15 protein-coding genes are annotated in these 13282 nt (G+C 58.8%); 10 read left to right on the forward strand and 5 right to left on the reverse strand.

Translation table 11 applies throughout. From position 1 onward, the window contains the following. The first annotated feature begins 86 nt into the window (after nt 1-86). A complete protein-coding gene (locus JJB09_RS18130; protein ID WP_201661361.1) occupies nt 87-404 on the forward strand; it encodes a DMT family transporter in 318 nt (105 codons plus the stop codon). Between the two features lie 254 nt (nt 405-658). Then, nucleotides 659-1090, forward strand: a complete 432-nt coding sequence (locus tag JJB09_RS18135; protein ID WP_201661364.1) for a hypothetical protein — start codon at nt 659-661, stop codon at nt 1088-1090. Nucleotides 1091-1806: 716 nt separating this feature from the next. Here JJB09_RS18135 and lhpI read toward each other — a convergent pair. The 4 genes from lhpI to JJB09_RS27145 all read right to left on the reverse strand — a co-directional run bounded on the left by lhpI (nt 1807) and on the right by JJB09_RS27145 (nt 4390). Continuing rightward, nucleotides 1807-2781: a bifunctional Delta(1)-pyrroline-2-carboxylate/Delta(1)-piperideine-2-carboxylate reductase gene (gene lhpI / locus JJB09_RS18140; RefSeq protein WP_201661367.1), complete on the reverse strand. Its 975-nt coding sequence runs from the start codon at nt 2779-2781 to the stop codon at nt 1807-1809. 83 nt (nt 2782-2864) lie between these two features. Continuing rightward, nucleotides 2865-3062, reverse strand: a complete 198-nt coding sequence (locus JJB09_RS18145; protein ID WP_201661370.1) for a tautomerase family protein — start codon at nt 3060-3062, stop codon at nt 2865-2867. A gap of 96 nt (nt 3063-3158) precedes the next feature. Beyond that, a complete protein-coding gene (locus tag JJB09_RS18150) occupies nt 3159-4193 on the reverse strand; it encodes a proline racemase family protein (protein WP_201661373.1) in 1035 nt (344 codons plus the stop codon). Between the two features lie 29 nt (nt 4194-4222). Continuing rightward, complete coding sequence (locus JJB09_RS27145; RefSeq protein WP_246748774.1) at nt 4223-4390, reverse strand: hypothetical protein; 168 nt, start codon at nt 4388-4390, stop codon at nt 4223-4225. Nucleotides 4391-4507: 117 nt separating this feature from the next. Between JJB09_RS27145 and JJB09_RS18160 the strand changes: the two genes are divergently transcribed. Beyond that, nucleotides 4508-5428 (forward strand): LysR substrate-binding domain-containing protein, encoded by a 921-nt coding sequence (locus JJB09_RS18160; protein WP_201661376.1) that lies wholly within the window; start codon nt 4508-4510, stop codon nt 5426-5428. Nucleotides 5429-5466: 38 nt separating this feature from the next. On the opposite strand, the gene JJB09_RS18165 is transcribed toward JJB09_RS18160, so the two are convergent. Next, nucleotides 5467-6513 carry an Ldh family oxidoreductase gene (locus JJB09_RS18165; RefSeq protein WP_343229047.1) on the reverse strand — a complete coding sequence of 349 codons (1047 nt, stop codon included), beginning with the start codon at nt 6511-6513 and terminating at the stop codon, nt 5467-5469. A 347-nt stretch (nt 6514-6860) separates the two neighbouring features. Here JJB09_RS18165 and JJB09_RS18170 point away from each other — a divergent pair, with 347 nt between their 5' ends. From JJB09_RS18170 to JJB09_RS18200, 7 genes are all read left to right on the forward strand, one after another. Further along, entirely contained in the window at nt 6861-7691 is an 831-nt protein-coding gene (locus JJB09_RS18170) for a substrate-binding periplasmic protein (protein ID WP_201661382.1), read from the forward strand. A gap of 68 nt (nt 7692-7759) precedes the next feature. Then, entirely contained in the window at nt 7760-8536 is a 777-nt protein-coding gene (locus tag JJB09_RS18175; RefSeq protein ID WP_201661383.1) for an amino acid ABC transporter ATP-binding protein, read from the forward strand. Between the two features lie 14 nt (nt 8537-8550). Then, nucleotides 8551-9219 (forward strand): amino acid ABC transporter permease, encoded by a 669-nt coding sequence (locus tag JJB09_RS18180; protein ID WP_201661386.1) that lies wholly within the window; start codon nt 8551-8553, stop codon nt 9217-9219. Between the two features lie 13 nt (nt 9220-9232). Further along, nucleotides 9233-9898 (forward strand): amino acid ABC transporter permease, encoded by a 666-nt coding sequence (locus tag JJB09_RS18185; RefSeq protein WP_201661388.1) that lies wholly within the window; start codon nt 9233-9235, stop codon nt 9896-9898. A 29-nt stretch (nt 9899-9927) separates the two neighbouring features. Beyond that, complete coding sequence (locus JJB09_RS18190) at nt 9928-10803, forward strand: dihydrodipicolinate synthase family protein (RefSeq protein WP_201661390.1); 876 nt, start codon at nt 9928-9930, stop codon at nt 10801-10803. A 155-nt stretch (nt 10804-10958) separates the two neighbouring features. Then, nucleotides 10959-12206 carry an NAD(P)/FAD-dependent oxidoreductase gene (locus tag JJB09_RS18195; protein WP_201661392.1) on the forward strand — a complete coding sequence of 416 codons (1248 nt, stop codon included), beginning with the start codon at nt 10959-10961 and terminating at the stop codon, nt 12204-12206. A gap of 40 nt (nt 12207-12246) precedes the next feature. After that, complete coding sequence (locus JJB09_RS18200; protein ID WP_201661393.1) at nt 12247-13281, forward strand: proline racemase family protein; 1035 nt, start codon at nt 12247-12249, stop codon at nt 13279-13281. The last annotated feature ends 1 nt before the right edge of the window (nt 13282 follow it).

Raw genomic sequence — 13282 nt, forward strand, 5'->3', positions numbered from 1 at the left:
CAAAATCCTATATATCGAACAGAGGACGACCTCCCTATGTCAGGTTCAAACGATCGGGACGACCCGACGTGCCATAAGGTTTAACAATGGCTTGGGTCTATCTAGTCGCCGCCGGTGTCCTCGAGATCGTGTGGGCGTATTATATGAAGCAATCCGAGGGCTTCACGCGCCTGACGCCCACGATCATCACATTCATCACCATGATCGGCAGCTTCGCCCTTTTGTCGGTTTCGATGCGGACGCTGCCGCTCGGTACCGCGTACACGATCTGGACGGGCATTGGTGCGGTCGGGGCATTCCTGGTCGGCATAGCCGTGCTTGGCGAGTTGGTCAGCCCGATGCGCGTGGCTGCGGCCGTACTGATCGTATCCGGCTTGGTGATGATGAAGCTTTCGGCTCATTGATACTCAGGACTGCGTAATCGGCTCCCATCGGCCGGTGGGAGCCGTTTGCGTCCTTGTTCGAAGCATACGGGTCCAGTGAGATGATCGCATGGTAGCGCAAGCATGTTGCATAGGGGGCGGCTTACTGGTCCTTGTCAATTTTAAGTGAGCGGACAACGGAGCAGACAAGGCTTAACATCGTTGGGGTTTTGGCGCCACGGCTAACCCTCTGTCAGCAGGCGCAACCGAGCAACCATCTGTGAATGGAGGCTATTGTGAAACACCAGACATTTGAGCAATTGCAGTCCATTGGCGCGACTGGAGATTTTCTTCGTTCCTCCTTGCCGCGTACCGATCGGCTGGCGCGTTGGGCGGAGCTCCTGGAGCAAGTCTCGCATCATCAACTCTCGACCTTGTATGAAACAGAGTACGAACCGACAGCGTTGCGCGCCGTAATGCGTGCTGACTGCACGCCAATTTCGGTAGCGTTCAAGGACCCAATCCTTCGAGCCGCCGGCTTGCATGGCGATACTTATGACGAAGCGAAACGATTCTTCGAAATCAACGATGAGCAACTGCATCGGATTGTGTGCTTTTGCCACTTCGGTAACACCGTAAGTGGCGCCGATTCAGCACGCCGCGTTCGCGAGGTTTTAGACGGGCGAACCAGCCTCTTTGCGCGATTACGCGCGCTTTTCACAGGTTGATAGCTAATCCTACGCCAGCCTTGCGTCAGCCGGAGCCGGCCCCGCTGGTCGGCTCGCCAGTTTGAAAATGAAGAGCCCGGCAGGCTTTCAGTCCGCCGTGGGTCGCCTTTCCTTTTGCCCGATGCCGACAGTCCGTTTCTGAACGAGGCAGGAAGTCCCGCGCATCGCTGGATAATCTGCGTTATCTCAAAGGGATGCCATATAGTATCCATGTTGCATGGATTCGCCGTCGCCTCAGCTTGAAAGAACTTGGTTTTCGAACAATTGTTGTGCACGGAGATATCTCCGTGTGACAGATATGCGCCATTCAGAAATATCTCGTCGAAATTTCATCCATTTTAGTATGGTGGCGCTCGTCAGGAAAGAGATGACCATACCGGTTCATAGTTGTCTGGAGTGATGAGTGGGCGCGAGCGTCGTGGCAAGGCGATCAAGCCTTTGGGCTTGGCTCGAAGAGGCTGAGAGGATGCCAACATCAAGTGAAACTGTTCTGCAAGATTTTCCGATCACCGCGGAGCCAGTTTCGGAACCTGATAAGCGACTAGCTGACGGCTGACTCGCCTCTATGCCGCCGAACGCTATGCATTCCTCGATGTTGCAAAGAACGTTCTCTTCGCGGTCGGCTTCAACGAAGCTGACGCGGTCCAGATGCAGTTCTGCGCCACTGTCGAGCGGTCCGCCAAGGTTTCGACGGAAGCGCTAGATGGGCGCTGGCGTCACCCTGCTGCCAGGTTGGCCTCGAGTGTCCGTAAGACGAGCTTCGCTGCGGTCAAATCAGCGAGACCGGACCCCACGGTCTTGAAGCACGTGATCTCTTCGTCACTCTCACGGGCAAACCTGTCGGCCCGGCAGAGGTCTGCGAGTGTCCCCAGAACGTGACTCTTGGTGATAAAGCCTGCCTCGATCGGCTGCACCAGGTCGCCCGCTTCATGGAATGCTTCCGGCGTGTCGATGAAGAGCCGAGCCTTGGAAATCGTGACGTCATCTGCCTCTCTCATGCGGGGCGTGAACGCTCCGATCAGATCGACATGGGTTCCCGGCCGCAGCCACTCGCCCTTGATGACGGGCTCCGTGGCAAGCGTGGCTGCACTGACGATATCGGCACCTTCGACGGCCTGCCGCAAGTCATCGGCGACAGACGCTCGTATGCCCATCGAAGAAAGGTTCTGGACCAGGCGCTGTGACGCATCGGCATTCATGTCCCAGACCGAGACGTGTTCAATGGGCCGGATAGCCCGATAAGCTTCCGCGACGAGGCTCCCCACACGTCCCGCACCGATCACGACCAGGTTCGACGAATTCTGCCGTGACAAAAATTTCGCCGCGAGCGCAGAGGTGGCAACCGTGCGCCGCCCGGTGACGGTGTTGCCGTCCATCAACGCCAGCTGTGTTCCGGTAAGGCCGTCGTACAGGATATAGGTCGACACGAGTCCGGGAAGCCCGCGCCCGGCATTGCCCGGGACAACGGTGACAATTTTTACTCCAAGGAACTGACGTTCCTCCTCGGGGTTGGTCCATGCGGGCATCAAAAGCAGTGTCGCGTCCGCTTCGTCCCGCCTGTGCATCGTGTGCTGGTGACGTTCGGGGGCCTCGCAGCCTGTTGCGAAGCCTGACCGCAAAGCGCCGATGAGTTCGTTGAACGGGAGCAGTGTCGCGGTTTGCTCGGCATCGAGAATTGAAAAAGTTGCCATGTTTCGAACCCCTGCGGAGTGGTTGGATTTTGAAGATGCGGCTGGGTGCAATGTGCGCTGAACGAGCACCTCTGACCGGGCTTTTACTTCGAGGTGGGAGGGGCGCCGAGCGGTGCGCCGGCTATTGTCCAGTTTTCAGGTGCGACCTCGACGAACACGACCGTCGTCGCCTCCGGCTTCACGCCTGCGACCCGCTCCAGAGTCTCAGTGAACTCCTTGGCGAGCTCGGCCTTTTTTTCGGCGCTGCGGCCGGTGAGAAGTTCAACGCGTATGATAGGCATCGTCAACAGGCCCCAAATTTCCGAAATTGACGACGGCCCCGCATGAGGCCGCCGGATATTAGATCCGGGCCGATGAGACCTGGCACTCTATGCGGATTAGAACTCTCGCAGCCATGTGTCGGTCAGGGTAAATCCGTTGGGGTAAGGATCGGTTGGGTCCATTCCCATCTGGTTGAGGCCGGTAATCCACGCTTGGCCCGCGACGCTCGGGATGACCGCCGGATAATCGCCGACCTTGGCAAGACCTTCGATGCTGCAAATGAAACGGCTTCCAGTGATCGAGTGGTGGTGAAGTACTTCACCGGGCCGGATTTGCCCCTTTGCGTGCAACACAGCGAGCCGCGCCGAGCTTCCGGTTCCGCAAGGCGACCGGTCGCAGCGGCCAGGCGATACGATGCAGGTATTGCGCGCGATCAGCTGCCCGTTCTCCCGGCGTAGTGGCGCGGTGATCTCGGTGATGGTGATGCCGGGCATGTCGGGATTGCCGGGATATGCGACTGGCAACTGTTCCGCCGCCGCGGCCTTGATTTTCTCACCCACTTCGCAGAGCTGCCGTGCTTCGGACGGAGCGATATCGAACCCCAGCGATGTTCCGTCAACGACCGCGAAAGTCATGCCGCCATAAGCAATGTCGACATTGACCGTCCCTAGGCCTTCGACCTCGATCTTGGCGTCGAGATGGTAGCAGAAGGCGGGCTGGTTTACGAGTTTTACACTGGTGACCTTGCCGTCCTTGCACTCGCAATGGACGCGGATGAGGCCTGCAGGCGATTCCAGGGTGAGTTGCGTGACGGGCTCCTGCATCGGAAGGATACCGGTTTCCAGGAGGACGGTCGCGACGCACATGGTGTTCGATCCCGACATGGCCGGGTATTCGGTAGACTCAAGGATAACGTATCCCATCGCCGCCTCGGGATTGTTCGAAGGCAGTATGATGTTCGCGTTGTGCCATGCCGCGCCCCGCGGTTCGAACAGGACCATCTTGCGGATGTCGTCCATATGGGCTTCGAGATAGAGCTTCTTGTCGAACATAGTCTGGCCGGGAACCTGGCCCACTCCGCCAACAACGACCTTGCCCACTTCGCCTTCGGCGTGGCAATCAACCACCGAGAGGGTCTTTCTGAAACGCATGCTGTTCTTCCTTGTTCAATGAATGACGATTAGACCGAGCGCGTTACGCCGCCGTCGACCTTGATGTTCTGACCTGTGATGTAACCCGCTCCGTCCGACACCTGGAACTCGATCGGGGTCACTAGCCGCGTGGCCCGCACGGCGGCCTCCGTGCCACTGCCACCTGCTGTGAAAAGCGCCACTTTTTCTGCTGACATTTTCGACCTGGGTTGCTGGCAAGAAGGCGAGAAGCTCTTTATATTCGTTGACAATACCATTCGAGCGCTCACGCTTCGAACCAAAATCTCTGTCTTCCTCCAGCAGAAAAACTATCGATGCCAAAAGACTTCAAACGGCTTCCATCTCTGAACGGACTACGGGCGTTTGAGGTCGTTTCGCGACACCTCAACTTCCGCTCCGCAGCGGAAGAGCTCAATGTGACCCAGGGTGCTGTCGCCCAACAAATCCGGAATCTCGAGGCGCATCTTGGTATCCAGCTTTTCCTGCGGCTGCCGCGGACGTTGGCACTCAGCGACGCCGGCTTAGGCTATGTCGCGAATATCCGAAAAGCTTTCGAACTGATCGCCGATGCGACGGAGGCAGTCCGGCCGGAACCCCAGCACGTGACGATTAGCGTGATGCCCTCGTTTGCGGCAAAATGGCTGATTCCGAGGCTGCCTTATTTCACAAACGTTCATCCGCAAATTGAGCTTCGAATCGTCGCAAGCCGACGACTGGCCAACTTTCAGACGGATGCTATCGACATGGCGGTACGCCTCGGCCGAGCGCCGTTCGGGCCTGGCCTGACCGCGGACCTGCTCTGCGAGCAGGTAATCGTCGCTGTTGGTAGCCCCGTTCTTGCTGAAAAGATGGGACGCCCCCTTCAGCCGAGCGATGTTCAACAGATACCGCTGCTGCACGACGATCTCGCTCTTTGGCCGCAGTACTTGGGGATGATACTGCCCGGTGAAACGCCGCAGCCGTCCAAAAACATCCGCATCAACCACACTTCGCTGGCGATCGAAGCCGCCATCGACGGACAAGGGCTCGCCCTCGCAAGTCTTCTGTTCGTGGCGGAGGACATCGCTGCAGGGAAACTGGTCCGCTATTTCGACACCGAGCTGCGACCTGGAACGAATTATTACGTTGTCGCTCCACGGAAGCCGCGACACGCGGCTTCCGTCAATGTCGTCAGGGAATGGTTGCTCTCGAAATCGGAGCCCGAGCATAGTGACGGGTTGACCGAGGCCGATTAACGGATTTGTCGAGACACAGGTCGCAGACGAATCGCCTCTCAGCCTGCCATTGCGAGGAGCGCTTCGTGTTGCTCCTGAGACAGAGGAATTCCGTTCGACAGGGCGAGCTCCCGTGTCCTGTAACGCCGATCCGACGGAAGACGGGTTTGCCCAGCGTCGCGTACGGTGTCGATGAGCTGCCTCACCCTGCGTTCGAACGCCCCGTTGCCGCCTCGCTGCGGATCGATTGCAATAATTACCTGGCCTGTTCTGGGAGATTCGGCGCCTGGGTGGCTCGAAAAATCCACCTCTGAAGAGAACAGTCCGCCCGTGAGGCCTGATGCCAGGATTTCGACCATCAAGCTGATCGCCGCGCCTTTGTGACCGCCGAAGGGCAGCAAAGCGCCGCCTGAGAGTATTGCACTGGGATCGGCAGACAGATTGCCAGACGCGTCGATTCCGCTTTCCGGAGGAATTTGGTGCCCCGACTTCGCCGCGATCCGCAGATCGCCGTTGGAGATCGAGCTGGTGGCGAAATCGAAAATCATGGGGTGCGCATCGGCGACAGGGGTCGCGAACGCGATGGGATTGGTGCCAAACACGGGGCGGCGGCCTCCATAGGGAGCGACGCAGGCAAGCCCAGTCACCATCGACAAGGCGATCAACCCCTTGTCTGCGAGGGGCTCCAGGTCCGGCCAAAGCGCACTGAAATGATGCGAATTCCGGATGGCAACGACTGCGACTCCTTGTTCGGATACCATTTTAAAAACCTGAGGAAGCGAGTCTTGCCATGCAGGTTGGGCGAAGCCGTTCTGAGCGTCAACTCGCAGGAATGCTGCCCCGGCTATTTCTGTCGTTGCCTTGGCGCACCCGTCTACCCATCCTGACTTCAAAGTCGCCACATAGCCCGGCATCCTGAAAATTCCGTGACTCAAGCTGCCATCCCTCTCGCACCAGGCGCAATTGGCCGCGAGGATGCCAGCACTATCCCGGGACACGCCATTGCGGATGAAAATCCGGGTAAGAAGATCAGTCAGATCGCTGACCGGGAGAAATATGTTCGTCGATCCATTGGTGCTCATATGTGGCTCATTCGATTTGTTCATTCTGCAGTCGACGGCGATCGTAACGGTACATCCGTCGTGTAGTTTCTGTCATGAAGTTGATGAAATTGTCTCGGAACTGGCGGGTGCGCTTGCCCTCCAATTCTCCCATTGCCGCTCACTTTTTCGACATTCCGGACGTATTCCATAGCTCGTTACGTACACGCTGTTCGACAGAATGCCAGTCACAAAATCTATCGACCAAGCGCAATTTTACTGCATTGACCTTGTCGATCCGCTGTCGACATATATGGCGCAGTCGACAACTGTTCGACAGAAACCGGAGGAAAGATCGGCGTGAAGCCGACCTCGGAACAGCGTCTGAATGGCGCGCAAAAAGAGGAATGACCATGTTCTCAAAATTGATCTCGTCCGCTCTGCGGACGCTGCCTGCTGCTGCTCTAATGCTTGGTCTCGCTGGGACCGCACAGGCTCAGACAGCAGAAGGCTATTGGCAGGGAGTGCAGAAGGCCGGGGTCTTGCGTTGCGGCGCTGCGGTCGCTCCTCCCTACCTGATGCGCGATCCGGCATCCGGCGAATACTCCGGCTTCTTCGCGGACCTTTGCCGCGAGTTCGGCGATGTGCTCGAAGTGAAGACGGAATTCGTCGACACGACCTGGGATAACATCGTCGCAGGACTCCAGGCAGGCAAATGGGACCTCTCGCTCGCCCTCAATCGGACGCCGACCCGCGCGATGGCGGTGCAGTTCTCGATCGCAGCGTTCGAATATCAGGTCTCGCTCGTCTATAACAAAAACAATCCGAAGCTTCCGGCCGGCGCGAAGGCGGTCTCCGACATCGACCTGGACGGCGTAACCATCGCTGTGATGTCCGGTTCGGCTCAGGACAAGTCGATTTCCGCTGTCGTCAAGAAGGCGCAGATCATGCGGCTGCCGACAAGCGATGAGACCCGTCTAGCGCTTACGTCCAAGCGCGCCGACATTCTGGTAGACGCCTCGGACAGCAATCAGTTGTTCACCCAGGCCAACCCGGACTGGGCGGTCGCTCTCAATCCGCAGCCCGCACTGGCCAAACAGGGCGTCGCATTCGGCTTGCCTCAGCAACTCTCGGCCGCAGACAAGGAGGTCGTAGATATTTTCCTCGAAGAACGCGTTGCTACAGGCCACGTCGAGGATCTAATCCGCAAAGCGGTCGACGAAACACTGAAAACGACTAACTGATTTTCGAGTGGGTCGCTCAAAGCGACCCATCTTTTCCAAGCAATTTTAGAACGCCAGAGGATCGCGCCATGTCGTCGCCATCAACGACCCCGCTTGTCAAAATGGAAGGCCTGCACAAGAGTTACGGCAACGGAGCCGTGAAGGTCCTTCAGGGCCTTGACATCGAGATGAAGCCGGGCGACCGCGTCGTGGTCATCGGCCCGAGCGGTGGCGGAAAGTCGACCCTGCTCAGGGTTCTTATGGGTCTCGAAAAGATTGACCAGGGTTCGATCAGCTTTGGCGGCAAGCCCTATATCTCGGCCGAAGGTGGCAAGACCCACATCGACTCCAAGGTCCGCCGATCCATCGGAATGGTCTTTCAGCACTACACGTTGTTCCCCCATCGGGACGTGATCGGAAACCTGATCCTCGCCCCTGTGAAGGTCAGGGGTGAAAACAAGGCAGAAGCGCGGGAACGTGCAATGGCTCTGCTGTCCCGCTTTGGGCTGGCGCATAAAGCGAACGCCTATCCGGCTCAGCTCAGCGGCGGGCAGAAGCAACGCGTCGCAATCGCGAGAGCCTTGATGCTCGATCCGAAACTCATGCTCTTCGACGAGGTCACGAGCGCCCTGGACCCGGAACTCGTGGCAGAGGTCGAGCAGGTCATCCTACAGCTTGCGAAGCAGGATCTGCCGATGGTCATCGTGACCCACGACATGTGGTTCGCAAGGAACATCGCGTCCCGCGTCATATTCTGCGCAGGGGGCGTGGTCGTCGAGGATGGCCCGCCGGACCAGGTCCTGGGTTCACCGAAAGAAGAGCGTACTCGCGAATTCATCGAACGCGTGTTCCATATAAAGCACTGATCGGAGACCGCGTTATGGACTACACCTTCGACTTCAGTTCCGTCTTCCGCAACTTCGGTCCCCTTTGGGATGGGCTGGTGGTCACGCTGGCGCTGACATTGGCCTCGAACATCGTAGGCCTCACGCTTGGCTTCGTCCTCGCACTCCTGGCGATGAGCCGCTGGGCGGTCGTGCGCCTCCCGTTCGTTCTGTTCATCGAATTTTTCCGGTGCACGCCCGCCATCGTCCAGATCGTATGGTTCTTTTACTGCGTGCCGATGCTCTTCGACGTCTTCCTCGGCCCCATGACGATGGGCATCATGGCTCTCGGCCTAAACCTGGCGGCATTCAACGCCGAGGCATACCGGGCTTCCATCCAAGGCGTTCCGAACGAACAGCTCGACGCGGCAGTCGCGCTTGGGCTGAATCCGTTCCAGCGGATCGCCTATATCGTCCTGCCTACCGCAGTCCGCAATTCGGTGCCTGTGCTGCTTACAAACGGCATCAGCACTTTCCAACAAAGCGCGCTGGTGGCCATCGTCGCGATTCAGGACCTGATGTACCAGGGCAAAATGCTCGCTACCGAGACCTACCGCCCTATCGAGACCTTCACGATCGTCGCGCTGATCTACTTCGCGGTTTCCTTTCCGGTCTCGCAGATCGTCGGATACCTGGAACGGCGGCGTGAAGTGATGGCGAGCTGAAGAGGAAAGATTCATGACGTACAATTTCGCCATCGTCCTCAAGTTTCAGCACGCATTGTTGCTCGGACTATGGATGACTATCCAACTGACTATCGTCTGTGTCGCGATCGGCTGCGTGCTCGGCTTCCTCCTGTCCCTTGCCAGGACTTCCAAGAACGCTGCGCTGCGTGGCGTTTCAGGAGTATATGTTGAGTTCTTCCGCGGCACACCCGTCCTCATTCAACTCTTTTGGGTTTTCTTCTGCCTGCCGCTGATTCTGGGCGCAGAGCTGTCGAATTTCGCCTCGGGAGTCATCGCCCTAAGTCTTTACATGGGGGCCATTACCTCCGAAACATTCAGGGCATCGCTTAAGTCTGTCGGCAGCGAGCAGATTGACGCCTGTGTCGCACTTGGCCTGTCCCCATGGGTCAGGACAACGAGTGTCATCCTGCCGCAAGCGGTGCTCCGCGCAGCGCCGACTCTGCTTTCAAACGTGGTTTCTCTTTTCAAAGAGTCAGCGCTTGTCTCGGCTGTCGGTATGGCCGACCTGATGTTCGTCGGCCAGAATATTTCAAACAACACCGCCCGGCCCGTCGAGGTCCTGACCGTCGTGGCGTTGATCTACTTCGTCATTGCGTTCCCGCTCACCCGGTTGGTCGCCGTGATCGAAAGACGCATCCTCACGCGGTTGGCTGTCTGAAGTAACAACTCAAAGCAAGGAGAAAGACAATGAAGCTCAGGGGAGTAATGCCCGCACTCGTCACGCCTTTCGATACCCACGGCAAGATCGATTTCGCGGCGTTCGAGAAGTTGCTGACCAAGCTCCGCGCCGATGGCGTGACGGGTTGGGTACCTTGCGGCTCGACCGGCGAATACAACGCCCTTACTGCCGACGAGCGCGCATCCGTCCTGAAATTCGTCAAAGACTTCGCGAACAAGGACGAGTTGCTCATCGCAGGCACCAATGCCGGATCGACCTGGGAAGTCATTGAGCACACACGAAGGGCACGTGAGATCGGCTACGACACCGTCCTGCTTTCCGCTCCGTTCTATGCAACACCGGCCCCGAACGAGCTGATCGCCCATTATCAGTCCGTTCTTGACGCGGTGGACGTCAACATCGTGCTTTACAACTATCCGCCGAAGGTGGGTGTGGAAGTGGGTCTCGAAGTCCTCGATGCCTTTGTCGGCAACCCGCGCATCCTCGGCATCAAGGAGTCTTCCGGCAACCTGCTGCGCCCGATCGAAATCCGCTCGCGCTACGGCGATCGCTACCAGGTCACCAACGGCTCCGACGACCAGACGCTGGACTTCTACCTGTGGGGTGCGACCTCCTGGATTTGCGGTCCCGCCAACTGCATGGCGAAGGCCTGCGTCGATCTCGTCAATACGATCGAAGCCGGCGATTGGCTGAAGGCCCGTGACAAAATGCAGGTCATTTTCAAAGCCATGGCGAGCCTCGAGAGCGGCAAGTTCGTGCAGAAAGTTAAATACGGCTGCGAAATGGCAGGCATCCCGGTCGGTGCAGGCCGCAAGCCGCTTCTCGAATTGACACCGGAAGAAAAGAAGTCGTTCGCCGAGGCGATGGCGCCCGTGATCAGTTGATTGACAGTGGCCGGGGACGACTGCGATCCGTCCCCGGGGCACTTCAGCGGCTTCTATCAGATGGGCATGGACCCGACCGACCCGTACCAAGAAGGGTTCATCGTTGCTGACACCTGGTTGCCGTCCCTCTGAGAGGGTTCTGAAAGGCTGCGAAAATGCAAATCGTTGAGAAACATCTGGTCATCGGTGCAGGCGTTATCGGCGTAACGATCGCCTATGAACTCCAGCGTCGTGGCAAGTCTGTGGTCATAGTCGACCGAGACGAACCGGGCCGAGGTGCGTCGTACGGGAACATGGCCTCGATCGCCGTCACCGAGTTCATGCCTGCGTCGCGTCCGGCTATCTGGCGGCAAATGCCCAAGTGGCTCCTCGATCCCGAAGGGCCAGTTCGCGTCCGGCCTTCATACCTGCCAAAGCTTGTCCCCTGGTTTATCCGGTTCCTCGCGGCGAGCAGGCCCTCGAAACTTCGGGAACTCGAAGCGCAGGGCGCCGCGCTGTCCGGCCGGGTCTATGAGGACCTGTTGCCGTTGCTGAGCGCGACGCGCATGTCGGACTTGCTCACCGAGGAAGGCTGCCTCGCGCTGTATGCCGACGAAAACGAGCTGACGGCGGACCGAGCGCACATTGAAATCCTGGAGCGCTTCGGGTTCGCCCATCGTCATCTCGACCGGGCGGAAATCCAGGCGCTGGAGCCAGCGATCAGCGATCGCATCTCACGCGCTGTCCTCTTCCCGGACAATAGGTCCATCCGCGACCCGTACAAGCTGGTCATGGGTATCCTCGGGAAATTCCAGGAACTCGGCGGCGAATTGGTGCGGGGCAATGTTGAAGCTTTCGAGTGGAACGCAGATCGGTTGACTGGTGTCCGGCTCACCGACGGCCGTGTTGTCGCAGTAGACACTATGACACTAGCGGTGGGAGCATTCTCCGCGCGCCTGTCGTCGACCATCGGCGAAACCATCCCGCTGGAAACGGAGCGCGGCTATCACACACAGATCATGTCGCCCGGAGTAAGCCTGAGACATTCGATTATTTGGCCCGCCAAGGCATTCATGGTGACACCCACCGCGGGTGGGCTTCGGGTGGGCGGTACTGTGGAAATGGCTGGGCTCGATGCGCCTCCCGACTATCGACGGGCCAAGATCACGACCAAACGCGCGAGGGAAGCACTCCCGGGCCTGCGGATCGATGGGACGACAGAATGGATGGGCCATCGGCCGGCGCTTCCAGACACTGTTCCCATGATCGGACCTTCCGCGAAGGTTTCAAACCTTTTCTACGCCATCGGTCACGGCCATCTCGGCCTGACTTATGCGGCCACGACCGCGCGCATTATCGGCGACTTGGTGACCGGTGCGCCTCCGCCGTTGGACGCGAAACCATACCGCGTCGACCGCTTCTGACGCCCAACGACTGGAAACGAGCCATGGGGCTGGTACATCAATGAATTGGAAAAACAGCCTCCACCTGCTCGAGGTCCACTGCCAGGGCGAGATAGGCAAGGTCATCGTCTCCGGCGCGCCGGAAATCCCGGGCGCGACCATGGCCGAGAAGATGGACCATATCAACAATGTCGATGACAGCCTCCGGCGGTTCGTGACCTTCGAGCCTCGGGCCAACGTCGCCATGTCGGTGAACCTTCTGGTCGATCCGACCCGCCCGGATGCCGAGGCGGGATTCATCGTCCTCCAGGCGGACCGCGCGCATCCCATGTCAGGAAGCAATTGCATATGCGTCGTCACGGCGCTTCTCGAAAGCGGTCGGATTGCAATGGTCGAACCTGAAACCGCTGTCAGGCTCGATACGCCAGCCGGTCTGATCACTGCCCGCGCTCGCTGCGAGAACGGTCGTTGCGTCGCGGTGAGCCTCGACAACGTACCGGCTTTCGTGGAAACGCTCGATCAATCGGTCTCGACGCCCAAGTGGGGAACAATCAAGGCCGATATCGCCTATGGCGGAGTCTACTACGCCATTGTCGATGTCGACCAGATCGGACTCGCGATCGCCCCGGAGAACGCGCGAGAACTCGCCGAAGTCGGGATTGAGATCAAGGCTCTACTGGCCGATCAAGTCTCGGTAAGGCACCCTGAAATCCCGTCCATTGACGAGATCGCCTACGTCATGTTCCGCGGCAAGGAGCCGGACGGCGCGGTCCGAACATGCACCACGCTCAAACCAGGGCGCGTCGACCGTTCGCCGTGTGGCACGGGCAGCTCGGCAAACTTGGCCGTCCTCCATGCGCGCGGTGAGGTCTCGGTCGGTGACACCAGACGTTCACGGTCGATCATCGGCGGTGAATTCTCAGCGGAGGCGATCGGCGAAACCGTCGTCGGCAATCGCAAGGCCGTCCTGCCGCGCATCACCGGGCAAGCCTGGGTGTATGGCAAGGAAGAGCTTCGGGTTGATGCCGCCGATCCGTTCATGAAGGGATTCGCGCTCTCCGACACCTGGGGACCACAGGTCGACGAACTGAAATGAG

It is taken from the genome of Phytoamicus setariae (genome assembly GCF_016722925.1).
Classification (GTDB): domain Bacteria; phylum Pseudomonadota; class Alphaproteobacteria; order Rhizobiales; family Rhizobiaceae; genus Rhizobium_E; species Rhizobium_E setariae.

Excerpts from the sequence above, each read along its gene's own strand:
- JJB09_RS18170 (WP_201661382.1), top strand. The coding sequence starts at position 6,861 with ATGTTCTCAAAATTGATCTCGTCCGCTCTGCGGACGCTGCCTGCTGCT.
- JJB09_RS18150 (WP_201661373.1), bottom strand. The coding sequence starts at position 4,193 with ATGCGTTTCAGAAAGACCCTCTCGGTGGTTGATTGCCACGCCGAAGGC.
- JJB09_RS18165 (WP_343229047.1), bottom strand. The coding sequence starts at position 6,513 with ATGAACAAATCGAATGAGCCACATATGAGCACCAATGGATCGACGAAC.
- JJB09_RS18185 (WP_201661388.1), top strand. The coding sequence starts at position 9,233 with ATGACGTACAATTTCGCCATCGTCCTCAAGTTTCAGCACGCATTGTTG.
- JJB09_RS18160 (WP_201661376.1), top strand. The coding sequence starts at position 4,508 with ATGCCAAAAGACTTCAAACGGCTTCCATCTCTGAACGGACTACGGGCG.
- JJB09_RS18195 (WP_201661392.1), top strand. The coding sequence starts at position 10,959 with ATGCAAATCGTTGAGAAACATCTGGTCATCGGTGCAGGCGTTATCGGC.
- JJB09_RS27145 (WP_246748774.1), bottom strand. The coding sequence starts at position 4,390 with ATGTCAGCAGAAAAAGTGGCGCTTTTCACAGCAGGTGGCAGTGGCACG.
- JJB09_RS18190 (WP_201661390.1), top strand. The coding sequence starts at position 9,928 with ATGAAGCTCAGGGGAGTAATGCCCGCACTCGTCACGCCTTTCGATACC.
- JJB09_RS18175 (WP_201661383.1), top strand. The coding sequence starts at position 7,760 with ATGTCGTCGCCATCAACGACCCCGCTTGTCAAAATGGAAGGCCTGCAC.
- lhpI (WP_201661367.1), bottom strand. The coding sequence starts at position 2,781 with ATGGCAACTTTTTCAATTCTCGATGCCGAGCAAACCGCGACACTGCTC.
- JJB09_RS18130 (WP_201661361.1), top strand. The coding sequence starts at position 87 with ATGGCTTGGGTCTATCTAGTCGCCGCCGGTGTCCTCGAGATCGTGTGG.
- JJB09_RS18200 (WP_201661393.1), top strand. The coding sequence starts at position 12,247 with ATGAATTGGAAAAACAGCCTCCACCTGCTCGAGGTCCACTGCCAGGGC.
- JJB09_RS18145 (WP_201661370.1), bottom strand. The coding sequence starts at position 3,062 with ATGCCTATCATACGCGTTGAACTTCTCACCGGCCGCAGCGCCGAAAAA.
- JJB09_RS18180 (WP_201661386.1), top strand. The coding sequence starts at position 8,551 with ATGGACTACACCTTCGACTTCAGTTCCGTCTTCCGCAACTTCGGTCCC.